The sequence below is a fragment of the Pseudomonas sp. MWU12-2037 genome, from assembly GCF_023242345.1.
In the GTDB taxonomy this organism is placed as follows: Bacteria; Pseudomonadota; Gammaproteobacteria; order Pseudomonadales; family Pseudomonadaceae; genus Aquipseudomonas; species Aquipseudomonas gingeri_D.
The window spans coordinates 31,861-57,855 of sequence record NZ_JALLIZ010000027.1 but is presented as its reverse complement, the minus strand read 5'-3'; the positions used below and the strand labels follow the sequence as shown (position 1 = coordinate 57,855).

Here is a 25,995-nt window from a genome sequence, read left to right as displayed (position 1 = left end):
CTATGCAACGTATCGATCATCCTTTGCCCTGGGGCAGCCTGGGCACGGAGCGCCAGCTGTCGGTGTTCCGTTTCGGCAGTGGCGAGCGCAAGGCCTATATCCAGGCCAGCCTGCATGCCGACGAGTTACCGGGCATGCGCACGGCCTGGGAGCTGAAAAAGCGCCTGGTCGAGCTGGAAGCCCGCGGTGCCCTCAAGGGCGTGATCGAGCTGGTCCCGGTGGCCAATCCGATCGGTCTCGGCCAGTTGCTGCAAGGTAATCATCAAGGCCGTTTCGAGTACGGCAGCGGCAAGAACTTCAATCGCGATTTTGTCCAGTTGACCGAGCCGGTCAGCGCCCTGGTGAAAGACCGTCTGGGCGATGATCCGCATGCCAACATCCGACTGATTCGCCAGGCCATGCTTGAGGTGCTGGCTTCGTTGCCGGCGGCGACCAGTCAGTTGCAAGGCATGCAGCGGGTGCTGCTGAGCCACGCCTGCGATGCCGACCTGGTGCTCGACCTGCATTGCGATTGTGAAGCCGCGTTGCACATGTACACCTTTCCCCAGCACTGGCCGCAGTGGCGTTCCCTGGCGGCGCACCTCAAGGTTCGTGTCGGGCTGCTGGCGGAAGAGTCGGGCGGCACCTCGTTCGACGAGGCCTGTTCGTTGCCGTGGTTGCGCCTGTCCCGGGAGTTTCCGGACGCGCAGATTCCGCTGGCGTGCATGGCCACCACCATTGAACTGGGTGGCCAGGCCGATACCGGTCGCGAGCAGGCCGAGGCCCAGGCCGAAGGGATTCTGGCGTTTCTCGCGGAGCAGGGCCTGATCGATGGCGAATGGCCCGCCGCGCAACAGGAACCTTGCGAAGGCATGCCGTTCGAAGGCACCGAGCTGCTCTATGCACCGCACCCCGGCGTGTTGAGTTTCCTGGTGCCGGTGGGCAGTTGGGTGGAAACCGGCGACCCGCTGTTCGAAGTGATCGATCCGTTATCCGACCGGGTCAGCACCGTGTGTGCCGGCACGAGCGGTGTGTTGTACGCCGTGGAGCGGCTGCGTTACGCCCAACCCTCGATCTGGCTGGCCAAGGTGGCGGGGCGCGTACCGCTTCGCCACGGACGCCTGCTCAGCGACTGACCTGACTGTTTTTGTGAGAACCGACCGCATGTACAAGCTTGAAGTCCAAGACCTGCATAAACGCTATGGCAGTCACGAAGTGCTCAAGGGCGTGTCCCTGGAAGCCGCCGCCGGCGATGTGATCAGCATCATCGGCTCCAGTGGCTCCGGCAAAAGTACTTTCCTGCGCTGCATCAACCTGCTGGAACAGCCCTATGCCGGGCGCATCCTGCTGAACAATGAAGAGTTGAAGCTGGTGGCCGGCAAGGACGGCGCGCTGAAGGCCGCCGACCCGAAACAGTTGCAGCGCATGCGTTCGCGGCTGTCGATGGTGTTCCAGCATTTCAACCTGTGGTCGCATATGACCGCGTTGGAAAACATTATCGAGGCACCGATTCACGTCCTCGGCATGTCGAAGAAAGAGGCGCTGGAAAAGGCCGAGTACTACCTGGCGAAAGTCGGCGTGGCGCATCGCAAGGACGCCTACCCGGGCCATATGTCCGGCGGCGAGCAGCAGCGCGTGGCGATTGCCCGGGCGCTGGCGGTGGAGCCGGAAGTGATGCTGTTCGACGAGCCGACCTCGGCCCTCGACCCCGAGCTGGTGGGCGACGTGCTGAAGGTGATGCAGGCCCTGGCCCAGGAAGGCCGGACCATGGTGGTGGTGACCCACGAGATGGGCTTTGCCCGTGAAGTCTCCAACCAGCTGGTGTTCCTGCACCAAGGCGTGGTCGAAGAACGCGGTAATCCGCGCGAGGTGTTGTCCAACCCGCAGTCCGAGCGTCTGCAGCAATTCCTCTCCGGCAGTCTGAAATAGTCGTCGCTTTTTATGCTGCCGTTGCGCACCCAAATAGGTCATGCTGCGCGCCGAGCGCGGCGTGGTCTACTTTGAGTTGGTTGCCCTCGGCTTTTCACTCTGTTCTGTTTTCGGATTGCCTGCCATGACTGCCCATCGAATTGGTTTCCTGATTTGGCCCAGCACCCAAGCCTTGACGCTGGCGCTGGCCGAGGAGGCCTTGCGTGTCGCACAGCGGGTGCATCCGGAAGTCGTCTACGAATTGTCTTTCCTGCAGGCCGAAGTGCCTGGCGAGGCCTTGGCCGGTGGTGGCTGGCAACTGCCGGGCGAGCCCTGGGCCGGCAAGCTGGAAGGCTTCCAGAAACTCTTCCTGCTGGCCGACGAGCCGCCCACCAGCCTGGCGCCGGCCTTGAGCAGTGCCCTCAAGCAACTGGTTCGTGCCGGTTGCGTGGTGGCCGGTTTGTCCGCCGGGGTCTACCCGCTGGCCCAACTCGGTTTGCTCGACGGGTATCGTGCAGCGGTGCACTGGCGCTGGCAGGATGATTTCGCCGAACGTTTTCCCAAGGTGATCGCCACCAGTCATCTGTTCGACTGGGACCGTGATCGCCTGACCGCCTGTGGCGGCTTGTCGGTGCTGGACCTGTTGCTGGCGGTACTCGCCCGTGACCACGGTGCCGAGTTGGCCGGCGCGGTTTCCGAGGAGCTGGTGGTCGAGCGCATCCGCGAAGGCGGCGAGCGCCAGCGTATTCCATTGCAGAACCGCCTGGGCTCCAGCCATCCGAAGCTGACCCAGGCCGTGCTGCTGATGGAGGCCAATATCGAGGAACCGCTGACCACCGACGAGATTGCCCAGCATGTCTGTGTGTCGCGGCGCCAGTTGGAGCGGATCTTCAAGCAGTACCTCAACCGCGTGCCGAGCCAGTATTACCTGGAACTGCGCCTGAACAAGGCCCGGCAGATGCTGATGCAGACCAGCAAGTCGATCATCCAGATCGGCCTGTCCTGCGGTTTCTCCTCGGGGCCGCACTTCTCCAGCGCCTATCGCAACTTCTTTGGCGCCACACCCCGTGAAGATCGCAACCAGCGGCGCAGCAGCAGTCCGTTCGAGTTGTCGTCTGTGCCTTCGGAACGCGGCTAAGGCTTATTCTTCGCGGGGCGTGGGCGGCGTTATGGGGGATGCCGCCGGCGGAACACTGCCGCCATTGTCGCTGTCGCTTTCACTCTCTTCGCCGCTGCTCACATCGTCGCCGATCAGGATTCTGACCTGCTGCACACCGCCGTTCAGCTCCCTGTAGCTGCGGACTCTTTGCAGGCTGGCCTCGCTCAGGGGATTGTTCCTGAAGTCATAGGTCACCGCTTGCGAGGTCGGGACTTCGAACAGGCTTTCCGGTATGTCTCGGATCTGGTTGTCGCGCAAGTCGGCAATCCCCAGCACACGGAGTCCGAACAGTCCCTCGGGTATCTGTTCGAGGCCGCTGTCGCTCAGGTCGAGCACTCTCAGGTCGGTCATCCGTGCGATGTTCGGTGTCAGCAGCATGCCCTCGGTGCGCGGCGGGTCCGGTTGCAGCGGGTTGCCGGACAGATCAAGCATCTGCAGGCCGGTCATGTCCGCGAGCTGCTGGTGCGTGGTGTCGCTCAGTTGGATCTGGCCATAGGGCAGATCCAGGTTTCTCAAGTGCGGCATATCGAAAATCGCGGCGGGAAAATCCCGGTCGATAAAACTGGAGGCATACAGCGCGCGTAGATGGGGGAAACTGTGGAGGAAGCCATCGAGCCCGTCGCTGGCGCCGTAACCATGGAGCTCCAGGCGGGCGATATGACTGAAGTCGGCTGAAAGCGCGGGCAGTCTGCCGGTGATCCTCTGGGTGAAAGAGAAGCTATACAAGCGTGTGCCGTCGGGCAGTATTTCTTCGCTCTGGCGTTGCCAGCTCCGTTGCAGTTGTTGGGCAAAGTCGTCTCGGTTCAGACTTTCCAGTGCCAACTCGACCGGACTCAATGGCTCCTGCGTTTGCGGGTGATGCGTGGGGACATCGCCGCTCCAGGCCTGCAGATCGGCGCGCAGTTGGCGGTATTGGGCTTCCAGTCGGCTCAACTGGTTCAAGGAGTCCTCGAGGACTCGCGGTTGAGCCCGGATGAAACTCTCCAGCTGTTCGCCATTCAGGCCCGGATAGAGCGCCTGGATACGTGTTCGCTCGGCCAGGGACTGAACGCCGAGCGAGTGGCCGGTTCTGCGGTAATAGTCCCGGGCGCGTTGCAGGCTGGTCTCGGACAGCGGGTTGCCGTTCAGCTCCAGGCCGGAACCGAGCTCGCCGGAGATCTCGTTGAGCGTCTGCGGCAGGTCGCTGATGGCGTTGTCGTTGAGCAGGGCGGCTTCCAATCGCGGCAGTTCGAACAGTCCATCGGGAATCGCGTTGATCCCGGTGTGACTCAGGTCGACGACCGCCAGTGCAAGCAGTTGACGCAGGTCTGGGACCAGGCCGAGGGGGTTGCGGCTGAGGTCGAGAATCTCCAGGGCTCGCATGCCGGTGAGTGCTTGTCTCGTCTGGACGTTCAGGCGCAGATTGCAGTTGATCAGGCTCAACTCGGTCAGCGGCCCGCGTGTGATCGATTCGGGCAGGCTGTTGAGTTGGAAGCCGCGTATGGAGAGCCGGCGCAGATTGGGAAAGTGTTCCATGAACTGGCCCAGCTCCCGGGCCGGGGAGTCGGCCACCAGGTTCAGGTAGCGGACGTGGTTGAAGTCGACGGACAGTTCGGGCAGTTCCCCCAGCAGGCCATTGGCGCTGAGGGTGTAGCCGTGCTCATCGGGATTGTTGGAGTAGAACAGGTCGGGTTCACGGCGCCAGCAACGCCGGATGGCTTCGGCGAACTGGGCGCGGGTGCGTTGCTGGTTGAGGCGCTGCATCAGGCTCAGGCGTTCCCCGCTGACCGGGTGAGAGGAGGAGGTGATGAACGACCATAGCTCCAGTTCTTCCGTCAGTTGTTCGTAGGCCTGCTCCAGCTGCCGTATTTCATCAAAGACCCGCATGCTGTTCAGGCTGCCGATAAATTGCCGGATCTGCTCATCGGAAAAGCTCGGGAACAGCCGGGCTACCCGATCTTCGAGGGCCCAGCGACTGCCCGCCTGGGGCGCTCCGCGACCGCTGAGTTGATAACCGGGGCGCCTCTTGGCCAAGGCCATGGGCGATGGTTCACTGGGGATGGCGGGTGGCATATCCAGCAACTGGCGGATTTCATCAGGCCCCGGCAGGCGGCTGTTCTGCACGGCTTGCTGGAGTTGGGCACTCTGCTTGGGATTGGGGTAGCCCAGTTCACTGCGCTGGGTGTCTGGCAGGGCATGCAGCAGCGATGCGTAGAGATCGTCGGAATCGTGCAGTTCCTGGTCCAGGGCATCGCGGGCCTGGTACAGGTCGTTTTCCTTGATCAGCACTTTGCGGATCGGCGCGTTGCTGGCACCGATACTGTCGAGCAACGGCCCGGTCGAGGATTGCGCGCGTATCTCGATGCGCACTTGCGTGGACCAGCCCGGGAGGCGTTGCACGCTGTGCAGGATCAGTTTTTCGCTGTCGGCATTGCCGCTCGACGCCAGGTACAGCCCCTCGCGGGCGCGGGCCAGGCGCACTTGCTGCTGATACAAGGCGGCTTCGTCGGCGATGCCCGGGGCGATTTGGGCGGACTCGCGCAAGGCTTGCAGTTGTGCGCCGCTGGCCTGTTCGGCGAGCTCTTCGAGCACGGCCACGGGCAGCTCGGGAAACGCCTTTTGCAGAACACCCACCGAGGGATCCTGTGATTGAGTGCGAAACCGGTATTGCGATTCGAACAGGGCTTTTCGGCGCAGGTGGGCATGGCGGGCGATTTGCTTGCGAAAGTTCAGCAGCCGCGTTTCCGGCTTTTCGGCGGGGGTGGCGAAATTCTGGCTTTCCCCCAGCAGTCCGCGGATATCGCTTTCATCGAGGTCGGGCGAGTTCAGCACGGTCTTGAGCAGATCACCGTTGTGCAATGGGTCGAGCGAGATGACCACCCGTTGTCCCTGGGCCGTGCCGCTGCGCACGGTCTCCATGACCACTTGTCCCTGATCGTCCACAAACCGTAGTGCCTTGGGTTGCGATTGCCAGAAGTCGAGCAGGATCTGCTCCTGCATGCTCTCGTCAGGCGTGGCCTCGCCGCGGGCCATCTGCTCGATAAAACGCTGGATATCGCGGTCGAGGCGAAAGCGCAGCAGGCTGTCCTTGAGCAGTGCCGGGGGCCGCTGGCTATCGAAATGCACCCGGCGCAGCAGGGCTTCGTCGGTGTCGCTGACGGCCATGATCCGCGCTGCGTCGAGGTCGGAAAAGGCTTCGCCGGCCAGGCTCAGGCGGTGCATCAACTGCGGGCCTTGCCACTGCAAGGGGTTCTCCAGTTCGTGAAACCAGGCACCGGCACCGTTATGCCTGAAGGTTGGTGAGTATTGGTTGGGGCGGCGGGGGTGTTTGATCCGGCCACGATTGCCCAGCGGGTTCAGTTCGACTTTATAGGCCTTGTCACCTTGTTTGAGGTATTGGTGGTCGTTGACTTCATATAGGCCGCTGGCGTTCGGTTGTGCGTTTTCGGGCAGTATCGATGATTGCTCGTAGGGTGTCAGGTCGGGTTTCCACAGGGTGCTTTCGCCAGTGGGCAGGGTTACCTGTTTCAGATCCTTGACCAGTCCGGCCCCGGCGAAGCGGTGGGCGACCACGGTGATGCCGCCAATCAGCGCCAGGTTCAGGGTGACGCCGATAAGCCCCTGGAGGCCTTGCTCGCGCTCGTCGTGACGCCAGTCCTCAATGCCGTTGTAGATCTGGCTGAACATTTGTGCACCGGCCACCGCCAGCATCGCTTCGCCCAGGCCGGGGACGAACAGGGCGGCGACGTTCAGCAGGTTCAGGCCGATATTGCCCAGCGATTGCAGGTAGTCCCGGTGGTCATGGCGGTCGATATCGGCCACTGGCACGGCGCTGAAATTGCCATCGTCCAGCAGCTTGACCAGGTGCTGGGTATGGAGCTCGCGTAGCGGGTGGCCGATTAGCGGAAAACGTTTGAGTTGCAGGTCGGTCGTCGTGCCTGAGGTGTCAAGGTGGCGTTCGAGGGCGCTGAGAAAAGCCGATTGGGTACGCTGGTTGATGTAGCGGTTGAAGAAGCTCCGGTAGTCGATGCGGCCCAGGCGGTGGCCCAGTTCCTGTTCGAACGCCTCGAAGCTGACGTATTGCTTGAGCGCCTGCTCCGGATCGCCGCTCAAATAGACGATGCAGGGACGGTTGCGCGCGACCAGGGCGTCCTGGTGTTCAATCAGCAGGGCGCCTTTGAGCGTGACGCCGGTCGAACTGCTGAGAGGCGTTTTGAAGTTGAACATTTGCAGTTCGCAGCAGCTCACGGGCTTGCCGTCCCAGTAGGGCAAGCGATCCTGTTGGCTGGCGGCCAGCAGAAACTGGTGGGTCGAGCGGCTGATATTGCCTTTCATCAGGGCAATATGGGTCTGGGTGATCAGTTCGTAGCGTTCGCTGAGTTCAAATTGATCGCGAAAGCGGTTGTCAGCTTCGCCGGAGGGCTTTTTCGGCAGCAGTACCGCGCTCATGTGGCGGTCGTACTGGCCACCGATATCCAGTTCCCGGCACAGCTCGACGAATGCTCGGAGCGTGAAGGTCTGGATGGGCCGGTTCTGTCTGGCGTTGACCCGGCGGTACAGACTGGATTCATTATAAAAAACCAGGTTCTCATGCCGGGGCGCGATGAAGTTCTTCAGGGCCGCCTCCAGCAGGCTCATATCGACGACGGAGACCTTGCGCGGCGTCGAGAGTGTCGCGGCGGTGATCAGTCGCACGCCGTTGATCCGGTCGCGTTGCGGGTCCAGTACGTGTCCGAAGCGTGTTTTCATGGCGTTGGACAGGATCGGCACGGCAAAGGCCTCAAGGCCCTGCAAGGCTTGCAGGTACTCGGCCAGCCTGGCCTTGTGGGTGTGGGTCAGCATCAGGCTGTCGCCATGGGCTTGAAGCAGGGTGCGGGGGGCGTTTTTCAGCCAATCCGGCAGTTTGTTTTTGATCAGTTCGAAATTATCGGGGGAGTGCGGCAGGTCTGTTTCGGCGGGCGTCGGCATGGCGCGGTTTCTCGTGCGGCGGATAAAGCTGCGAGGCTATCCAGCGCCCGGGGACAGCCGTGCCTAAATAGATACCAAAACCCGGGCCAGCGTTTAAACTGCGCCTTTGCGACGCAATTTGTCGCATTGCCGACAACCTCGGCAAAACCCGGTTTGGCGCTATAAGAAGTTGTCGCTTGGCGGCAAGGCCTGACCTAAAACTGTCCTTACAATCCCCCCATCGCTCGCCAGTTCCAGGCAGGCGTTCCTCTTCAGGAGACTCCGATGTCCGTTGAGCAAGCTCCGGTGCACCGCGCCGATTTCGACCAGGTCATGGTTCCCAACTACGCACCTGCGGCTTTTATTCCTGTGCGCGGCGCGGGTTCCCGAGTATGGGACCAGGCGGGCCGGGAGCTGATCGATTTCGCCGGCGGTATCGCGGTTAACGTCTTGGGCCACGCGCACCCGGCGCTGGTCGGTGCGCTGACCGAGCAGGCGAACAACCTGTGGCACGTATCCAACGTCTTCACCAACGAGCCGGCCCTGCGCCTGGCCAAGAAGCTGGTGGACGCGACCTTCGCCGAGCGCGTGTTCTTCTGCAACTCCGGCGCCGAAGCCAACGAGGCCGCCTTCAAGCTGGCCCGTCGTGTCGCGTTCGACCGCTTCGGTTCGGAAAAATACGAGATCATCGCCGCACTGAACAGCTTCCACGGTCGCACCCTGTTCACCGTGAACGTGGGTGGCCAGTCGAAGTATTCCGACGGCTTCGGTCCGAAGATCACCGGCATCACCCATGTGCCGTTCAATGACCTCGACGCGCTGAAAGCCGCTATCTCGGACAAGACCTGTGCCGTGGTGCTGGAACCGATCCAGGGCGAGGGTGGCGTGCTGCCGGCCGAGCTGGCCTACCTGCAAGGCGCCCGCGAGCTGTGCAACCAGCACGACGCGCTGCTGGTGTTCGACGAAGTACAGACCGGCATGGGCCGTAGCGGCTCGCTGTTCGCCTATATGGAATACGGCGTGACCCCGGACATCCTCACCAGCGCCAAGAGCCTGGGCGGCGGTTTCCCGATTGCCGCGATGCTCACCACCGAAGCGCTGGCCAAGCATCTGGTGGTCGGCACCCACGGCACCACCTACGGTGGTAACCCGCTGGCGTGTGCGGTCGGCAACGCGGTGATCGACGTGATCAACACCCCGCAGGTGTTGAGCGGCGTGAAAGCCAAGCACGACCTGTTCAAGACCCGCCTGGAGCAGATCGGCGCCAAATACGGCCTGTTTACCCAGGTCCGTGGCATGGGCCTGTTGCTCGGCTGCGTGTTGGCCGATGCCTGGAAGGGCAAGGCCAAGGACGTGTTCAACGCCGCGGAAAAAGAAAACCTGATGATCCTGCAAGCCGGCCCGGACGTGATTCGTTTCGCCCCGAGCCTGGTGGTTGAAGACGCGGACATCAATGAAGGCCTGGATCGCTTCGAGCGCGCCGTGGCCAAGCTGACGCAAGCCTGATGGACCTCCCGCTGGTGGCCCGGGATGGCTGCCAGCGGGCCAAATTTCCTGTACCTGTAGGAGCGAGCTTGCTCGCGATGATCGTCAACGATAACGCGGGGCATCCGATACCCCGTGGTGCCTGGGCCACCATCGCGAGCAAGCTCGCTCCTACCCCGGTATTTTTTTCTGTCGGTACACACCGACCTGTTCTGGATTGAAGGAGTGACACCATGCTGGTGATGCGCCCCGCGCAAATGGCTGACCTGGACGAGGTACGGCGCCTGGCCGCGGACAGCCCGATCGGTGTCACTTCCCTGCCGGACGACGAAGGTCGCCTGCGCGACAAGATCGCGGCAAGCGAAGCCTCGTTTGCCGCCGAAGTCAGCTTCAATGGCGAAGAAAGCTATTTCTTCGTGCTCGAAGACACGGCCACCGGCAAGTTGGCGGGCTGCTCGGCGATTGTTGCCTCGGCCGGTTACTCGGAGCCGTTCTACAGCTTCCGTAACGAGACCTTCGTGCATGCGTCCCGCGAGCTGAAGATCCACAACAAGATCCATGTGCTTTCGCAGTGCCATGACCTGACCGGCAACAGCCTGCTGACCAGCTTCTACGTGGTCCCGGAGTTGGTCGGTTCGACCTGGTCGGAACTCAATTCCCGTGGGCGCCTGCTGTTCGTCGCCAGCCATCCGGAGCGCTTCGCCGATTCGGTGGTGACCGAGATCGTCGGTTACAGCGACGAACACGGTGACTCGCCGTTCTGGGACGCCATCGGTCGCAACTTCTTCGACCTGAACTACGCGGCGGCCGAGCGCCTGTGTGGCCTGAAAAGCCGGACCTTCCTCGCCGAACTGATGCCGCATTACCCGATCTACGTGCCGTTGCTGCCGGACGCCGCCCAGGAGGCGATGGGCCAGGTGCACCCGCGTGCGCAGATCACCTTCGACATCCTGATGCGCGAAGGCTTCGAAACCGATCATTACATCGACATCTTCGACGGCGGCCCGACCCTGCATGCGCGGGTCAGCGGGATTCGCTCCATCGCCCAGAGCCGGGTGGTGCCGGTGAAGATCGGTGACGCCTACAAGGGCGGCGGACGCCAGTACCTGGTGTCCAACGCGCTGCTGCAGGATTACCGCGCGGTGTTGCTGGAGCTCGATTATGCGCCGGGCAAACCGGTCACCCTGGACCTGCAAGCCGCCGAAGCCTTGGGCGTCGGCGAAGGTGCCAGCGTGCGCCTGGTAGCGGTTTAAGGCCGGTATCGAAAGCAGCCTTACAGCGAGTTTCGCGGGCACCCGTCAGCCGGTGCCCGTTTGAGGAGATAGCATGATCGTTCGTCCCGTACGCAGCAGCGATTTACCCGCTCTGATCGACCTGGCCCGTAGCACGGGCACCGGCCTGACCACCTTGCCGGCCAACGAAGAGCGCCTGGCCCATCGGGTCGGTTGGGCGGAGAAAACCTTCACTGGCGAGGCCGGTCGCGGCGACGCGGACTATCTGTTCGTGCTCGAAAACGATGAGGGCCGCGTGGTCGGTATCAGCGCCATTGCCGGTGCCGTCGGCCTGCGTGAGCCCTGGTACAACTTCCGGGTCGGCCTGACGGTCAGCGCCTCCCAGGAACTGAAGATCTACCGCGAGATTCCGACGCTGTTCCTGGCCAACGACCTGACCGGCAACTCCGAGCTGTGCTCGCTGTTCCTGCACGCCGATTATCGCAGTGGCCTCAATGGCCGCATGCTGGCCAAGGCGCGGATGCTGTTTATCGCCGAGTTCCCGGAACTGTTTGGCAACAAGATCATTGCCGAAATGCGCGGCATGTCCGACGAAGCCGGGCGCTCGCCGTTCTGGGAAAGCCTGGGTCGGCACTTCTTCAAGATGGAGTTCAGCCAGGCCGATTACCTGACCGGCGTCGGCAACAAGGCTTTTATCGCCGAACTGATGCCCAAGTTCCCGCTGTACACCTGCTTCCTCTCCGAAGAGGCGCGCGCGGTGATCGGCAAGGTCCATACCGACACCGAGCCGGCACTGGCGATGCTTAAAAGCGAAGGTTTCAGCTACCAGGGTTATGTCGACATCTTCGACGCGGGCCCGGCGGTGGAATGCGAAACCAGCAAGATCCGCGCGGTGCGTGACAGCCAGGCGCTGGTGCTGGCGGTCGGCACCCCGGGTGATGATGCCACGCCGTACCTGATCCACAACCGCAAGCGCGAGGACTGCCGCATCACCGCGGCTCCGGCGCGCCTGGCGGCGGGCACCCTGGTGGTCGATCCGCTGACCGCCAAACGTCTTCAACTCAGTGCCGGCGATCAGGTTCGCGCGGTACCGCTGTCTGCTTCCAGGGAGTCGAAATAATGAGCACGCTTTACATCGCCGGTGCCTGGCAGGAAGGCCAGGGCGAAGCCTTCGAATCGTTGAACCCGGTGACCCAGCAAGTGCTGTGGTCCGGCAAGGGCGCCAGTGCCGCGCAGGTCGAAGCCGCCGTGCAAGCCGCGCGCCAGGCGTTTCCGGCCTGGGCCAAGCGTTCCCTCGACGAGCGTATTGTCGTACTCGAAAGTTTTGCCGCGCATCTGAAAAGCCGTGCCGACGAGTTGGTCCGCTGCATCGGTGAAGAGACCGGCAAGCCCTTGTGGGAGGCGGCGACCGAAGTGACCAGCATGGTCAACAAGATCGCCATCTCGGTGCAGAGCTACCGTGAACGTACCGGCGAGAAGAGCGGCCCGCTGGGCGACGCCACCGCCGTGTTGCGCCACAAGCCCCACGGTGTGGTGGCGGTGTTCGGGCCTTACAACTTCCCGGGCCACCTGCCCAATGGACATATCGTGCCGGCTTTGCTGGCCGGTAACAGCGTGCTGTTCAAGCCGAGCGAGCTGACTCCGAAGGTTGCCGAGCTGACCGTGCAGTGCTGGATCGAAGCCGGTCTGCCGGCTGGTGTGTTGAATCTGTTGCAAGGCGCGCGGGAAACCGGGATCGCCCTGGCGGCCAATGCGGGAATCGACGGTCTGTTCTTCACCGGTTCGAGCCGCACCGGCAACCATCTGCACCAGCAATTCGCCGGGCGTCCGGACAAGATCCTGGCCCTGGAAATGGGTGGCAATAATCCGCTGGTGGTCGATCAGGTCCAGGACCTGGACGCGGCGGTGTACACCATTATCCAGTCGGCCTTTATCTCGGCAGGTCAGCGTTGCACCTGTGCCCGTCGCCTGCTGGTGCCTGAAGGGGCCTGGGGCGACAAGCTGCTGGAACGTCTGGTTGAGGTCAGCGCGACCATTGAGGTCGGTGCGTTCGACCAGCAGCCAGCGCCGTTCATGGGTTCGGTGGTATCTCTCGGTGCCGCGCGTGCCTTGATGGATGCCCAGGCGCATCTGCTGGGGCATGGCGCGCTGGCGTTGCTGGAAATGACTCAACCGCAAGCCAATGCGGCGTTGCTGACCCCGGGGATTCTCGATGTGACGGCCGTGGCCGATCGCCCTGACGAGGAATTGTTCGGGCCCTTGCTGCAAGTGATTCGCTACGCTGATTTCGACGCGGCGATTGCCGAGGCCAACAACACGCAGTACGGCTTGGCGGCAGGCCTGTTGTCGGATTCCGAGTCGCGTTACCAGCAGTTCTGGCTGGAAAGCCGGGCCGGGATCGTCAACTGGAACAAACAACTGACGGGTGCTGCCAGCAGTGCACCGTTCGGCGGGGTCGGGGCCTCGGGCAACCATCGCGCCAGTGCCTATTACGCGGCGGATTATTGCGCGTACCCGGTGGCGTCCCTGGAAACGCCTAGTCTGACAGTGCCGGCGACTTTGACGCCGGGTGTTCGGCTCTCCTGAGCCGTCATACGCAGATGATTTGTGCTTATAAAAACAGATTCGTGGAGCCTCGCCGATGAAATCCTTTGAAGTCAATTTTGACGGTCTTGTAGGCCCGACCCATAACTACGGCGGCCTGTCCTACGGCAACGTCGCTTCCCAGAGCAACAGCCAGCAGGCTTCCAACCCCAAGGAAGCGGCGCTGCAAGGCCTGGCGAAAATGAAAGCGCTGATGGACATGGGGTTTGTCCAGGGCGTGCTGGCCCCGCAGGAGCGCCCGGATGTGGCCGCCCTGCGCAGCCTCGGTTTCGCCGGCAGCGATGCGCAGGTGATCGAACAGGCCGCCAAACAGGCGATGCCGCTGCTGGTCGCCAGCTGCTCGGCGTCGAGCATGTGGGTGGCCAACGCCGGCACTGTCAGCCCGAGTGCCGATACCGCCGACGGTCGCGTGCATTTCACCGCCGCCAACCTCAACTGCAAATATCACCGCAGCATCGAACACCCGACCACCAGCCGTGTGCTGGGGGCGATGTTCGCCGATGCCAAGCACTTCGCCCATCACGCGGCACTGCCCGCCGTCGCCCAGTTCGGCGACGAAGGCGCGGCCAACCACACGCGTTTCTGCCGTGAGTACGGCGAAGCCGGTGTCGAGTTCTTCGTCTTCGGCCGCAGCGCCTTCGACACCCGCTACCCGGCCCCGCAGAAATACCCGGCGCGCCAGACCCTCGAAGCCTCCCAGGCGGTCGCCCGGCTGCACGGCCTGAGCGATGACGGCGTGGTCTATGCTCAACAGAACCCGGCGGTGATCGACCAGGGTGTGTTCCACAACGACGTGATCGCGGTGGGTAACGGCGAGGTGTTGTTCTATCACGAGGACGCCTTCCAGGGCACCGAGCAGATGCTCGCCGAGTTGCACGGCAAGCTGGCCAAGCGTGGCGGTAACTTCCAGTCGATCTGCGTGCCGCGCTCGAAAGTGGCGGTGGAAGACGCGGTGCGTTCCTACCTGTTCAACAGCCAGCTGCTGAACCGTGCCGACGGCGGCATGCTGCTGATCGTACCGGAAGAGTGCCGCGCCAATCCGCGGGTCTGGGCTTACTTGCAGGAACTGACCAGCTCTGGCAGTGCGGTTCGCGAGGTCAAGGTCTTCGACCTCAAGCAGAGCATGCAGAACGGCGGTGGCCCGGCGTGCCTGCGCTTGCGCGTGGCGCTGAAGGAAAACGAACTGGCGGCGGTCAATCCTGGGGTTATCATGACGGCGCCGTTGTATGGCACGCTGACCCAGTGGGTCGACAAGCACTACCGCGACAGCCTGCGTGAAAGCGACCTGGCTGACCCGCAATTGTTGCTTGAGTGCCGAGCGGCATTGGATGAACTGACGCAAATCCTTAAACTGGGCTCGGTTTACCCATTCCAGATCAATTGAAGGCCGCCGCTTGGTCTTTGCGCGCGGCGTTTTACTTCCAGACGAGAGCCTAAAACATGAGCGATACCCTGCAGCTGATCCTTGAAGACACCGATGGCACTCAACTGGAAACCTCCTGCACCCGCGTCGCGGTGATCTGGCAGGGCAAGGAATTGTGGATTCAGCACGACGGCCGCGGCCAACTGCTGATCGGTGTCGATGTCGAGGAAGGCGACGCCGAATACGCCAACCTGCTGTTGCGCCCGCTGGCGACCAACCTGGTCAGCCTGCAACTGGAGATGGAGCCGGCCGAAATCGGCGAGGACGACCATGTCCACGGCCCCGACTGCGATCACCATCACTGATTAAGGAATAGCGCATGCTCGCCCTCGGCAAACTGCTTGAACTGACCCTTGCCGGTCATGAACCGGCGGAGAAGACGCAACTGACGGTCGAAGGTGTGCGCATGCGCTGGCTGAGTGAGGGCGCACTCGAAGTGCGACCTCCCGAGGCCCGGGACAATGGGCTGGACCTGCTGTTGTCCGCTGGTATCCACGGTAATGAAACAGCGCCGATCGAGTTGCTCGATCGGCTGTTGCACGACATTGCCCGGGGCGACCTCAAGCCCCGGGCCCGTATTCTGTTCCTGTTCGGCAACCCGGAAGCGATGCGTCGCGGCGAGCGCTTTGTCGAGCAGGACGTCAACCGGCTGTTCAATGGCCGGCATGAGCTGAGCAGTGGCAGTGAAGCCTTGCGCGCTTGCGAGCTGGAACGCCTGGCGGCGAGTTTCTTCAGCCTGCCGGATCGCCAGCGCCTGCACTATGACTTGCACACCGCCATTCGCGGCTCGAAAATCGAACAGTTCGCGCTCTATCCCTACAAGGAAGGGCGCGCCCATTCCCGCCGCGAGCTGGCCCGCCTGCGCGCGGCCGGGATGACGGCGGTGTTGTTGCAGAACAAGCCCTCCATCGTCTTCAGCAGCTACACCTACGACAAGCTGGGCGCCGAGTCCTTTACCCTTGAGCTGGGCAAGGCCCGGCCATTCGGGCAGAACGAGGGCGTGGATGTCTCTCGCCTGGAGTTGCGTCTCAAGCAGATCATCGAAGGCCGCGAGCCGGTCACCGATGAAACGCTGGAAGGTTTGCAACTGTTCAGCGTGGCGCGGGAAATCATCAAGCACAGCGACAGCTTCCTGATGCACTTGCCGGTGGATATCGAGAACTTCTCGGAACTGCCCAAGGGTTACCTGCTGGCCGAGGACCTGGCGAACAGCCGCTGGGTCGTGGAAGAGCAGGGCGCCCGGATCATTTTCCCCAACCCGAAGGTGAAAAATGGCCTGCGGGCGGGGATCCTGGTGGTGCCGTCCAGCAATGAGACGCTGGTTTAGCGCGGTTTTACCCAGGCTCGCGGTGCCAATCCCAACTCTTCACGCAAGCCGTTTTCGGTGAAGGGGGGCGGGTTGGTATCCAAGGGTGGAGTGCTTGGGTCTGCATCGAAATCGAAGGGCCTGACTTCAGCCGGCAGGCCTATGGCTTGGAGCTCTTCATTCGGCACTCTGCGTGTGGACTTGTCGTCACGCGGACCGTCGAAGCCATCCCCGGGGAAAGAGGTTCCGGTCACTCTGTTATAGACATGGCAGAGTTCGTGGTAAAGCAATACGACCCCGGGGGTTGCGTCGATTTCAATGGCGGGGTTGTAGTGAATGCTTCCCCCTGGGAGTCCATCTCCCGCGCGGGTATCCCGGATGTAGGGATCGCCTGTGGTCCGGGCATCGACCAGAAACAGCGCATTCCTCTCATACTCCAACGGGTTGATCGCGACGGTGATGCCATGCTTCTTGGCCGTTTTATTCAACACCGATAGCAGCTGGCTGCCCCGGGGAGAGCCGCCGATAAGCCTCAGGTCGTCATTGACCCGGTCCTGGAACGCGGGGGAGCCGTTGACCACGATACCGGTCTGCTCCAGGCTCAGGTTGTTGAGCAGGATGATCCGAAAACCTTCGGCAGACGAGGCGTGAACACGTAATTCCTCGGAATCGGCGGGTGGCTGGGGGGCGGCCTGGAACAACTGGTCGTGGCTATCGTTGCTGAAGACCTGATCCGTCGGCTTGATCAACATGACCGTGTCCCGGCCTGCTCCGGTGTAGATCGTGTTGCTCCCGACGCCTGCCAGGATCGAGTCGTCGCCGTCGTTGCCACTGAGGATGCTGTGTCCCCGACCGCCGATCAGCAGATCGTTGCCTTGACCGCCGTTGAGCAGATGACGGCTGTCGTCAAGGCTTGCGGTGGCACTGATATGATCGTTGCCGGCGCCGCCGTAGACGGTCGCGTCACCTTCGACAAAAATCATGTCGTTGCCTTCTCCGGCCTCTATATAGGCCTTGCCCCCGCCGGTGGTGATGAAGTCATCGCCCGGGCCGGCATGGACCTGGGTGTCGCTGCCTTCGCTGTGGATCACATCGTCGCCGTCGGCTGTTTCGACGACCACCTGGATTTTTACCTGTTCGTCGACCGTCACCCGATCCGGACCAGCGCCGGTGCGAATGATCAGCCTCTGCTCGGAAGAGGCCGGGTTGATCAGGTAACGCTCATGGTTGATGTCGACTATCAATTGCTCCTGCGGGCAGTGGACCCTGATGGTGTCAGCACTGTCGCCGGTGGTGAAGATCAGGTAATCCAGCGGCGGGTATCCTGGCCTGTAGGGGGTCGAAACGATCTTTCGCTCTATCAGGACCGGGTCATTCTCTGCCGAGAGTCGGTAGATTGAGGTCGGTTTGTAGTCGTCCTGGTATTCCTGGACGATCTGGTAGTGTTCATCAATGGAACGAGCACTACCGTCTATCAGGCGCTCGGACCTGGCCGGCGGGATGTCGGGAAAATGGTTCATGAAGGCTCCGTTAAAGTCGGGTGCGGATGGAAGGCGAATCCGTTTACTCTTCCCGGTATTGCTTGCGCGGCGGAATACCGAACTCCAGGCGCAGCCCGTTTTCGGTAAAGGCCTCGGGGTTGGTGGTCAGGGGCGGTGTCGCGGGATTGGCGTCGAAGTCGAAGGGCGGGGCGTGAGCCGCCAACCCGACGGCCTGGAGCTCCGCGTTGGGGACCGAGTCGCGAGGCTTGCCCGCGTCCACACCGTCTGCCCCCCAGCCGGGAAAAATCGTCCCTGTCACGTGGTTATAGGCATGGCACAGCTCGTGGTAGAGATGAACGATGCTGGTGACTTCTCCCTTGAGAAACGAGGGGTCGTAATACACCGTACAACCGAGGGCCGGAGCTCCGGCCTTGCCATCGTGGATAAACGGGTCGCCCTGCTGCGCGCGTCCCGGGAAGCACATACCGTTTTCTTCCTCGGTCAACTCCTTGATCAGCACGGGCACGCCGCTCTTGCGCGCGATCTGACCCAGGGCACCCAGTAGTTGCTGGCCGTTATCGGAGCCCAGCAGCAGTCTGAGGTCGTCATTGACCCGTTCCCGGAACCGGGGCGTGCCATCGACGATCACGCCGCAACTGTCCAGTCCCTTGGCGGCGATGATGACGCCAAGATCATCGGGAATCGTCGAAGGCGTTGGTTCGGAGGCGGAGTAGGCATTGAACAATTGGACGTCGGGTCTCAGGTGGGCGACGAAGTCCGTGCCTGTTCCGGTGTAAATGGTCGTGCGGCCGGGACCGGGGGTGATCTGATCGTCGCCGTCGCCTCCGCTGAGCACGTTGTGGCCTTTGCCGCCTGATAGCACATCGTCGCCCTGGCCACCGTCGATGAAACAACTGCCTTCGCCTGCGCTCAAGGTGTCATGGCCCCGGCCTCCATAGACGGTCATGGGGCCTTTGCCATGGGCGCTGACAATATCGTCGCCGTCTCCGGCTTCGATATAGCTGGCGCCGGAGCGCGTGAAAATCCGATCGTCGCCAGGTCCCGCATCGACCTTGGTGAAGCCTCCCCCGCAAAACAATCGGTCGTTTCCCGCTCCTGAATGGATGAACACCGCGATCCGTACCTTGTCGTCCACCCTGATATCGTCATCGCCACCTTGTGTGTCCAGCACGATGACCTGCCCGGAGGAGACGGTTGTCAGGTGATAACGCCAGCCATTGATATCCAGCACCAGATGATCGGACTGGTACAGATGCACGCGGTTGTCGCGGCCACCGATGGTGAAGCGCAGATGATCGGCCGGTCCCCGGTAGTCGGGCGGGGCCTTGAGTTGCTGGCGTTCCACCCGGACGTTTTTATCCAGGTGGAGCCGGTGGGTGTGCAGGATCCTCTGGTCGTCCGGGTACTGGTTCAAGGGCTCGACAAGGGGATGCGCGGTTTCGATGGTGCCGTCGATCCAGTGTTCCTGGTGAGGCATGATCGGCTGGCTTGGGCCAAGTCTGGAGAAGTCGTTCACGTTGAGGTGTCTCCGCAGGCGGTGGTTCTCGAAAGCCCTGGTAGGGCGAAATGTCGAGTTCACTTAACTGCAAAGACGAAGCGGGGAGAGCGTAGATAGTTATGCGTTGGCAATGACCTGCCGGCCCGGGCCGGCAGGTGCGGGGCAGTCAGACCGCCAGTTTCTGCGCTGCCGGGCGCGGCAGCGCACGCAGTTTGTTCAGGGTGTCGGCGCAGGTTTTCGCCGCTTCCTGGCCCTTGTGCACGAAGTGATCGAAGAAGAACTTCTGGTGCTCTTCACCTGCGTGGAAGTGGTGCGGGGTCAAGACCACCGAAAACACCGGCACTTCGGTGTCCAGCTGGACCTGCATCAGGCCGTCGATCACCGCGGTGGCGACGAAGTCGTGGCGATAGATCCCGCCGTCGACCACCAGGCCCGCGGCGACCACGCCGGCATAACGCCCGGATTTGGCCAGCAGCTTGGCATGCAGGGGGATTTCGAAGGCGCCGCCGACTTCAAAGAAATCGATATCGCTTTCCTGATAACCCAGCTTGGCGATTTCCGAGACAAAGCCGTGGCGTGCCTGGTCGACAATGTCTTTGTGCCAGCAGGCCTGGATAAAGGCGATACGTTGGTTGTGATGAATGGTGGTGGGTTGCATCTGTTCTGACTCCTGTTTGTGTGAAAAACAGGGCGATATGAATCGAATGGGATTCAAGGGTACGTTCAGCGTCGCCGTGGGATGCTCGCAGGCCTCTACGGATTCAGCGGACGGCCCCTGGGTGTCAATCCCGTTCTCTCTTCATCCGGACTATGACCGTCGGCCCCGGGATCACACCGGGTCTGCTGACCTTGTCGACCGACGGCCAAGGCCGTGGAAATCGTCAAGCGCTCGCGGGCTAGACGCATTGCGCGCCATTACCGCCGGTGGGGAGTTGCACCCCGCCCTGAGAACGTTGCCGCCAGACTTTCTGGCGGCGCTGAGTTTTTAACATATATTTTCAGGGGGTGCATGTCGTCGTTTCGATAATGACTATCGAAATTCTTCAGTAAACGCCGGCCCGGCCTGTCGTCGAACAGGCTGAAACGACCCGGGGTACAGGGACGCCGAATGTACGCAAGTTGAACAAGTTGTTGCGGTATTGGCCGAATTTGGCCGTGAATGAGGCAGCAGGCCGTCCAATTGACGGTTTCTATCGTATAAACACGCTGTACCCAAGGCGCAGGGCCGATATAATGCGGCCCTTTGCAAGTCGCAAACCCTTTTGGATGTGATGCACTTGCGTTTGGCCGCAGACTCCGTGGAAGAACCTATGAAAAGCGCAGAAATCCGTGAAGCCTTCCTTCGCTTCTTCGAACAGCAAGGCCACACCCGTGTAGCCTCCAGCTCTTTGATTCCGGGCAACGACCCGACCCTGCTGTTCACCAACGCGGGGATGAACCAGTTCAAGGACTGCTTCCTGGGTCAGGAAAAGCGCGCCTATACCCGCGCGGTCAGCAGTCAGAAATGCGTGCGCGCCGGCGGCAAGCACAACGACCTGGAAAACGTCGGTTACACCGCCCGTCACCACACCTTTTTTGAAATGCTCGGCAACTTCAGCTTTGGCGACTATTTCAAGCGTGATGCGATCACCTTCGCCTGGACCTTCCTGACTTCCGACAAGTGGCTGAACCTGCCGAAGGAAAAGCTCTGGGTCACGGTCTACGCGACCGACGACGAAGCCTACGATATCTGGACCAAGGAAGTCGGCGTGCCGGCCGAGCGTATGGTCCGTATCGGTGACAACAAGGGCGCCCCTTACGCCTCCGACAACTTCTGGACCATGGGCGATACCGGCCCGTGCGGCCCTTGCACCGAGATTTTCTACGATCACGGCGCCGATATCTGGGGCGGCCCACCCGGCTCGCCGGAAGAAGACGGCGACCGCTACATCGAAATCTGGAACAACGTGTTCATGCAGTTCAACCGCACCGCCGATGGCGTGTTGCATCCGCTACCAGCGCCGTCGGTGGATACCGGCATGGGCCTGGAGCGGATCAGTGCGGTGTTGCAGCACGTTCATTCCAACTATGAAATCGACCTGTTCCAGAGCCTGCTGAGCGCTTCGGCCCAGGCCATCGGTTGCACCAACGACAACCAGGCATCCCTGAAAGTCGTCGCCGACCATATTCGCTCCTGCGGCTTCCTGATTGCCGATGGCGTGCTGCCATCCAACGAAGGTCGTGGCTACGTGCTGCGTCGGATCATTCGCCGCGCTTGCCGTCACGGCAACAAGCTGGGTGCCAAGGGCAGCTTCTTCTACCAGATCGTTGCGGCCCTGGTCGCCGAGATGGGCGAAGCCTTCCCTGAGCTGAAATCCCAGCAGGCGCATATCGAGCGCGTGCTCAAGGCTGAAGAAGAGCAGTTCGCCAAGACCCTGGAGCAAGGCCTGAAGATCCTCGAGCAGGACCTGGCCGAACTCAAGGGAGCGGTCGTCCCGGGTGACGTGGTGTTCAAGCTCTACGACACCTACGGTTTCCCGATGGACCTGACCGGTGACATCGCCCGCGAACGCAACCTGACCCTCGACGAGGTCGGTTTCGAGCGTGAGATGGAAGCCCAGCGCGTGCGTGCCCGTTCGGCCAGTTCCTTCGGCATGGACTACAACAGCCTGGTCAAGGTCGACGTCGCCACCGAGTTCACCGGCTACAGCGCTACCAGCGGTTCGGCGAAAGTCGTGGCGCTCTATAAAGAAGGGCAGTCGGTCGACGTCTTGAATGAAGGCGAAGAGGGTGTTGTCGTCCTGGACCAGACGCCGTTCTATGCCGAGTCGGGCGGCCAGATAGGTGATTGCGGTTATCTCAAGGCGGCTGCCGGTCGCTTTGATGTACGCGACACCACCAAGACCGGCGGCGCGTTCCTGCACCACGGTGTCCTGGCGCAAGGCAGTTTGCTGGTCGGTGCCCAGGTTGAAACCCAGGTGGCCGCTGATGTGCGTCACGCCACTTCCCTGAACCACTCGGCCACGCACCTGCTGCACGCCGCGTTGCGCCAGGTGTTGGGCGAGCACGTCCAGCAGAAGGGTTCGTTGGTCGACAGTCAGCGCCTGCGCTTCGACTTCAGCCACTTCGAAGCCATCAAGCCTGAGCAGCTCAAGGCCCTGGAAGACATTGTCAACGCCGAGATCCGCAAGAACTCGGCGGTGGAAACCGAAGAAACCGATATCGACACCGCCAAGAAAAAAGGCGCCATGGCGCTGTTCGGCGAGAAGTACGGTGACAGCGTTCGGGTACTGAGCATGGGCGGCGATTTCTCCGTTGAGCTGTGCGGCGGTATCCACGCCAACCGCACCGGCGATATCGGCCTGCTGAAAATTACCAGCGAAGGCGGCGTCGCCTCGGGCGTACGGCGTATCGAAGCGGTCACGGGGGCTGCGGCACTGGCCTACCTGAACGCCGCGGAAGAGCAACTCAAGGAAGCCGCGAACCTGATCAAGGGCAGTCGCGACAACCTGATCGACAAGCTGTCGGCGGTGCTGGAACGCAACCGCCTGCTGGAAAAGCAGCTGGAGCAATTGCAGGCCAAGGCCGCCAGTGCGGCGGGCGACGACCTGTCGGCTGCGGCCCTGGACGTCAAGGGCGTCAAGGTCCTGGCCGTGCGTCTGGACGGGCAGGATGGCAAGGCGCTGCTGGCGCTGGTCGATCAACTGAAAAACAAACTCGGTCGCGCAGTGATCCTGCTCGGCAGTGTCCATGAGGAAAAGGTCGTTCTGGTCGCAGGCGTGACCAAGGACCTGACTGGCCAACTCAAAGCCGGTGATCTGATGAAACAAGCCGCTGCGGCAGTGGGCGGGAAGGGCGGCGGTCGTCCGGACATGGCGCAAGGCGGCGGTATCGACGCTGCGCAACTGGATGCCGCACTGGCCCTGACCGTGCCGTTTGTCGAACAGGGCGTTTAAAGGCCGCGACGGGTGCCTGTTGTCTAGTGGCAGGCACCGCAGCTGTGAAGTTGAATGATTAATGGGCGCCCCTTTACGGGCTGAGGCGGCTTAGAAATGGCTTTGATCGTACAGAAATTCGGAGGTACCTCGGTCGGCTCCGTCGAGAGAATCGAGCAGGTAGCCGACAAGGTTAAGAAGTTCCGTGAAGCCGGCGATGACCTGGTGGTTGTACTGTCCGCGATGAGCGGCGAGACCAACCGCCTGATCGAACTGGCCAAGCAGATCAGTGGCGATCAGCAACCGGTTCCCCGTGAACTGGATGTGATCGTTTCCACCGGCGAGCAGGTGACCATCGCCTTGCTGGCCATGGCACTGATCAAGCGTGGTGTGCCGGCGGTCTCGTACACCGGTAACCAGGTGCGAATCCTGACCGACAGCGCGCACAATAAGGCGCGCATCCTGCAGATCGACGATCAGAAGATTCGTGGCGATCTGAAGGCCGGTCGCGTGGTAGTGGTCGCCGGTTTCCAGGGCGTCGACGAGCACGGCAATATCACCACCCTCGGGCGTGGCGGTTCCGACACCACCGGCGTGGCCCTGGCGGCGGCCTTGAAGGCTGACGAATGCCAGATCTACACCGACGTCGATGGCGTCTACACCACCGATCCGCGCGTCGTCGCCCAGGCCCAGCGCCTGGACAAGATCACCTTCGAAGAGATGCTGGAAATGGCCAGCCTCGGTTCCAAGGTGTTGCAGATCCGTGCGGTCGAGTTCGCCGGCAAGTACAACGTTCCGCTGCGCGTCCTGCACAGCTTCAAAGAGGGTCCGGGTACCCTCATTACTATTGATGAAGAGGAATCCATGGAACAGCCGATCATTTCCGGCATCGCCTTCAACCGCGATGAAGCCAAGCTGACCATCCGTGGCGTGCCAGACACCCCCGGCGTGGCCTTCAAGATTCTCGGCCCGATCAGTGCCGCGAACATCGAAGTCGACATGATCGTGCAGAACGTTGCGCACGATAACACCACCGACTTCACCTTCACCGTGCACCGCAATGACTACCAGGCCGCGCAAACCGTCCTGGAAAACACCGCGCGTGAGATCGGTGCCCGTGAAGTGATCGGCGACACCAAGATCGCCAAGGTGTCGATCGTCGGTGTCGGCATGCGTTCCCACGCTGGCGTGGCCAGCCGGATGTTCGAGGCCCTGGCCAAGGAAAGCATCAATATCCAGATGATCTCGACCTCGGAGATCAAGGTCTCCGTGGTGATCGGAGAGAAGTACCTGGAGTTGGCGGTACGGGCGCTGCACACGGCTTTTGAGCTCGATGCCCCGGCCCGACAGGGCGAGTAACGCCTAGTCCCCAAGGGCGCGGTTGAACCGCGCCCTTTGTTTTTCTTGATAGGCGTGGGTGGGTGCTGTTCTTTTGCCTGCGCTGGTCAATACTCAGGGGTGTAGGGCGATGGCTATATAGCCTGTAAGCCGAAGCCCTTTTTGCAGACTGTTGTCCCTGAACTGAAGTGCGTGTAGGAGAAAGGTATGCTGATTCTGACTCGTCGGTGCGCAGAGAGCCTGATCATCGGTGACGGTGAAATCACTGTGACCGTGCTTGGCGTCAAAGGAAATCAAGTACGAATTGGGGTCAATGCCCCCAAGGAAGTGGCCGTACACCGTGAGGAAATCTACCTGCGGATCAAGAAAGAGAAGGACGAAGAACCAAGCCATTAATTTTATTTGATTTTTTGCTTTGCAAACGGGGAAAAGGTTGGTTATTATACGCCCCGTGTTGCGGAGAGGTGGCCGAGTGGCCGAAGGCGCTCCCCTGCTAAGGGAGTACACCTCAAAAGGGTGTCGGGGGTTCGAATCCCCCCTTCTCCGCCATTATTTGTGTAGTACGTGTAGATCTGGCTTCTTCGGTAAGTTGTTGAAATTACTAGAAAAAAGCGCTTTACAAAAAGATTTCACGGCCTATAATGCGCGGCATCAAATGCACTCGTAGCTCAGCTGGATAGAGTACTCGGCTACGAACCGAGCGGTCACAGGTTCGAATCCTGTCGAGTGCACCATTTAAGCGTTGTTGGTAGTGATACGAATAACGTGGCTTCAACCAGTTGTGATCTGGTCTAAAAACACACCTGCACTCGTAGCTCAGCTGGATAGAGTACTCGGCTACGAACCGAGCGGTCACAGGTTCGAATCCTGTCGAGTGCACCATACACCAAGAAGCCCGCACTGGTTGCGGGCTTTTTGCTGTCTGGCGTTTGAGTATGTGACGTCGGCTAGCCTTTGACACATCCTTTCTCATCCAGCACCACCAGACTGCTGCGGCCCCGTTTCAGGTTGTAGTGATAACGCGTTGCGGTGTTGCTCGTGCTGATCCGATCCGGCCTGCCCAGGGCGCTTTCCACTTCCAGTCGACTCATGCCGGGGCGAACCTGCTGGTTGATGATTGCCCGGCGTTTTTCCTGTGGGCTTAATCGATTGGCGCAGCCGTCATCGTGCTCGCCAACGATGACCAGGGGCTGCGGGCTGGGTGGGGCGGCCGAGGTTGGCGTTTTCGCGCGAGGGGGCGATGTCGCCCGGCTTCCGAGCGAGGGGTTGTGTGCTCGCTGGGGTTGCAGCGTTTCGTTTGATGCACATCCCAGCGTAGTAAAGGTGATATGGCCGCTGTCGCTTTCACAGCGATGGACGATGGCGGCGTCGGCCGGGAAGGGCAGGCAGAGTGCGAGCAATAGCGATAGATGGCTTCTGGGCAGCATCGGACGTCCTCCTTGACGATCATTCACTCAGCCTAGCCGTGGGCTTTCGCCTGGGGCGTGTGTTTTCTTTTCAGGATGAGTCGTCGTAAGGGAAAGGCTGGCGCCAAAGCGCTCGGCTGCGTATTGCAAGCGCTTGTTCTTGCCAAGATTTTTGGTCTTGAGGGCGTGGCGACGGTGTATGATTGCGCCCGTCAGCCCCGCCGGGGTTTTTGGAATACTTCCATGGACTTACCCAGTAGTTACTTAATCTCTCGTTGTGCCAATCACGAATTGACTGATTGATCCTTCCGGCGT

18 protein-coding genes, 3 tRNA genes and 1 riboswitch are annotated in these 25,995 nt (G+C 61.5%); of the genes, 16 read left to right on the top strand and 5 right to left on the bottom strand.

Translation table 11 applies throughout. From position 1 onward, the window contains the following. The first annotated feature begins 2 nt into the window (after positions 1-2). The 3 genes from M5B42_RS30165 (at position 3) to M5B42_RS30155 (ending at position 3,025) form a co-directional block, all read left to right on the top strand. The gene (locus M5B42_RS30165) at positions 3-1,115 is read left to right on the top strand and encodes a succinylglutamate desuccinylase/aspartoacylase family protein (protein WP_103496549.1); all 1,113 of its coding nucleotides are present in this window, start codon (positions 3-5) and stop codon (positions 1,113-1,115) included. 28 nt (positions 1,116-1,143) lie between these two features. Further along, positions 1,144-1,908: an ATP-binding cassette domain-containing protein gene (locus M5B42_RS30160; protein WP_103496548.1), complete on the top strand. Its 765-nt coding sequence runs from the start codon at positions 1,144-1,146 to the stop codon at positions 1,906-1,908. Between the two features lie 124 nt (positions 1,909-2,032). Continuing rightward, entirely contained in the window at positions 2,033-3,025 is a 993-nt protein-coding gene (locus M5B42_RS30155; protein WP_103496552.1) for a GlxA family transcriptional regulator, read from the top strand. A gap of 3 nt (positions 3,026-3,028) precedes the next feature. On the opposite strand, the gene M5B42_RS30150 is transcribed toward M5B42_RS30155, so the two are convergent. Beyond that, positions 3,029-7,993, bottom strand: a complete 4,965-nt coding sequence (locus tag M5B42_RS30150; RefSeq protein ID WP_248747882.1) for a DUF6543 domain-containing protein — start codon at positions 7,991-7,993, stop codon at positions 3,029-3,031. 264 nt (positions 7,994-8,257) lie between these two features. Between M5B42_RS30150 and M5B42_RS30145 the strand changes: the two genes are divergently transcribed. The 7 genes from M5B42_RS30145 (at position 8,258) to astE (ending at position 16,043) form a co-directional block, all read left to right on the top strand. Beyond that, entirely contained in the window at positions 8,258-9,478 is a 1,221-nt protein-coding gene (locus M5B42_RS30145) for an aspartate aminotransferase family protein (protein ID WP_100944745.1), read from the top strand. Positions 9,479-9,690: 212 nt separating this feature from the next. Continuing rightward, positions 9,691-10,710 (top strand): arginine/ornithine succinyltransferase subunit alpha, encoded by a 1,020-nt coding sequence (gene aruF / locus M5B42_RS30140; RefSeq protein WP_100944744.1) that lies wholly within the window; start codon positions 9,691-9,693, stop codon positions 10,708-10,710. A gap of 73 nt (positions 10,711-10,783) precedes the next feature. Beyond that, positions 10,784-11,809 (top strand): arginine N-succinyltransferase, encoded by a 1,026-nt coding sequence (gene astA / locus M5B42_RS30135; protein WP_103496545.1) that lies wholly within the window; start codon positions 10,784-10,786, stop codon positions 11,807-11,809. Then, complete coding sequence (gene astD, locus M5B42_RS30130; protein WP_248747887.1) at positions 11,806-13,275, top strand: succinylglutamate-semialdehyde dehydrogenase; 1,470 nt, start codon at positions 11,806-11,808, stop codon at positions 13,273-13,275. The genes astA and astD overlap by 4 nt, the downstream gene beginning before the upstream one ends. Positions 13,276-13,330: 55 nt before the next feature. Beyond that, positions 13,331-14,677: an N-succinylarginine dihydrolase gene (gene astB / locus M5B42_RS30125; RefSeq protein ID WP_248747881.1), complete on the top strand. Its 1,347-nt coding sequence runs from the start codon at positions 13,331-13,333 to the stop codon at positions 14,675-14,677. Between the two features lie 56 nt (positions 14,678-14,733). Next, positions 14,734-15,021, top strand: coding sequence for a topoisomerase II (locus tag M5B42_RS30120; protein ID WP_103496542.1), 288 nt, complete (start codon positions 14,734-14,736; stop codon positions 15,019-15,021). A 14-nt stretch (positions 15,022-15,035) separates the two neighbouring features. After that, complete coding sequence (gene astE / locus M5B42_RS30115) at positions 15,036-16,043, top strand: succinylglutamate desuccinylase (protein ID WP_103496541.1); 1,008 nt, start codon at positions 15,036-15,038, stop codon at positions 16,041-16,043. Here astE and M5B42_RS30110 read toward each other — a convergent pair. The 3 genes from M5B42_RS30110 to M5B42_RS30100 form a co-directional block, all read right to left on the bottom strand. Then, positions 16,040-17,542, bottom strand: coding sequence for a M91 family zinc metallopeptidase (locus M5B42_RS30110; RefSeq protein WP_248747880.1), 1,503 nt, complete (start codon positions 17,540-17,542; stop codon positions 16,040-16,042). The two genes, astE and M5B42_RS30110, sit on opposite strands and share 4 nt — an antisense overlap. A 43-nt stretch (positions 17,543-17,585) precedes the next feature. Beyond that, the gene (locus M5B42_RS30105) at positions 17,586-19,040 is read right to left on the bottom strand and encodes a M91 family zinc metallopeptidase (RefSeq protein WP_248747879.1); all 1,455 of its coding nucleotides are present in this window, start codon (positions 19,038-19,040) and stop codon (positions 17,586-17,588) included. Between the two features lie 148 nt (positions 19,041-19,188). After that, entirely contained in the window at positions 19,189-19,680 is a 492-nt protein-coding gene (locus M5B42_RS30100; RefSeq protein ID WP_152742385.1) for a 6,7-dimethyl-8-ribityllumazine synthase, read from the bottom strand. Between the two features lie 128 nt (positions 19,681-19,808). Next, a riboswitch (FMN riboswitch) is annotated at positions 19,809-19,978 on the bottom strand. Between the two features lie 354 nt (positions 19,979-20,332). Between M5B42_RS30100 and alaS the strand changes: the two genes are divergently transcribed. From alaS to M5B42_RS30070, 6 genes are all read left to right on the top strand, one after another. Next, entirely contained in the window at positions 20,333-22,957 is a 2,625-nt protein-coding gene (alaS, locus tag M5B42_RS30095; protein WP_248747878.1) for an alanine--tRNA ligase, read from the top strand. A gap of 96 nt (positions 22,958-23,053) precedes the next feature. Next, positions 23,054-24,295 (top strand): aspartate kinase, encoded by a 1,242-nt coding sequence (locus tag M5B42_RS30090; RefSeq protein ID WP_103496536.1) that lies wholly within the window; start codon positions 23,054-23,056, stop codon positions 24,293-24,295. 186 nt (positions 24,296-24,481) lie between these two features. Beyond that, complete coding sequence (csrA, locus tag M5B42_RS30085; protein ID WP_002554426.1) at positions 24,482-24,670, top strand: carbon storage regulator CsrA; 189 nt, start codon at positions 24,482-24,484, stop codon at positions 24,668-24,670. Between the two features lie 62 nt (positions 24,671-24,732). Continuing rightward, positions 24,733-24,823: transfer RNA gene (locus tag M5B42_RS30080), tRNA-Ser, on the top strand. Between the two features lie 108 nt (positions 24,824-24,931). Beyond that, positions 24,932-25,008 (top strand) — tRNA-Arg (locus M5B42_RS30075). Between the two features lie 71 nt (positions 25,009-25,079). Continuing rightward, positions 25,080-25,156: transfer RNA gene (locus M5B42_RS30070), tRNA-Arg, on the top strand. 65 nt (positions 25,157-25,221) lie between these two features. Here M5B42_RS30070 and M5B42_RS30065 read toward each other — a convergent pair. Then, entirely contained in the window at positions 25,222-25,701 is a 480-nt protein-coding gene (locus M5B42_RS30065; RefSeq protein WP_177103763.1) for a cell envelope protein SmpA, read from the bottom strand. Positions 25,702-25,995: the final 294 nt, after the last annotated feature.

Bases quoted from the DNA above. Each gene is read 5' to 3' on its own strand.
- M5B42_RS30165 (WP_103496549.1), top strand. From the start codon at position 3: ATGCAACGTATCGATCATCCTTTGCCCTGGGGCAGCCTGGGCACGGAG.
- M5B42_RS30160 (WP_103496548.1), top strand. From the start codon at position 1,144: ATGTACAAGCTTGAAGTCCAAGACCTGCATAAACGCTATGGCAGTCAC.
- M5B42_RS30155 (WP_103496552.1), top strand. From the start codon at position 2,033: ATGACTGCCCATCGAATTGGTTTCCTGATTTGGCCCAGCACCCAAGCC.
- M5B42_RS30150 (WP_248747882.1), bottom strand. From the start codon at position 7,993: ATGCCGACGCCCGCCGAAACAGACCTGCCGCACTCCCCCGATAATTTC.
- M5B42_RS30145 (WP_100944745.1), top strand. From the start codon at position 8,258: ATGTCCGTTGAGCAAGCTCCGGTGCACCGCGCCGATTTCGACCAGGTC.
- aruF (WP_100944744.1), top strand. From the start codon at position 9,691: ATGCTGGTGATGCGCCCCGCGCAAATGGCTGACCTGGACGAGGTACGG.
- astA (WP_103496545.1), top strand. From the start codon at position 10,784: ATGATCGTTCGTCCCGTACGCAGCAGCGATTTACCCGCTCTGATCGAC.
- astB (WP_248747881.1), top strand. From the start codon at position 13,331: ATGAAATCCTTTGAAGTCAATTTTGACGGTCTTGTAGGCCCGACCCAT.
- M5B42_RS30120 (WP_103496542.1), top strand. From the start codon at position 14,734: ATGAGCGATACCCTGCAGCTGATCCTTGAAGACACCGATGGCACTCAA.
- astE (WP_103496541.1), top strand. From the start codon at position 15,036: ATGCTCGCCCTCGGCAAACTGCTTGAACTGACCCTTGCCGGTCATGAA.
- M5B42_RS30110 (WP_248747880.1), bottom strand. From the start codon at position 17,542: ATGAACCATTTTCCCGACATCCCGCCGGCCAGGTCCGAGCGCCTGATA.
- M5B42_RS30100 (WP_152742385.1), bottom strand. From the start codon at position 19,680: ATGCAACCCACCACCATTCATCACAACCAACGTATCGCCTTTATCCAG.
- alaS (WP_248747878.1), top strand. From the start codon at position 20,333: ATGAAAAGCGCAGAAATCCGTGAAGCCTTCCTTCGCTTCTTCGAACAG.
- M5B42_RS30090 (WP_103496536.1), top strand. From the start codon at position 23,054: ATGGCTTTGATCGTACAGAAATTCGGAGGTACCTCGGTCGGCTCCGTC.
- csrA (WP_002554426.1), top strand. From the start codon at position 24,482: ATGCTGATTCTGACTCGTCGGTGCGCAGAGAGCCTGATCATCGGTGAC.
- M5B42_RS30065 (WP_177103763.1), bottom strand. From the start codon at position 25,701: ATGCTGCCCAGAAGCCATCTATCGCTATTGCTCGCACTCTGCCTGCCC.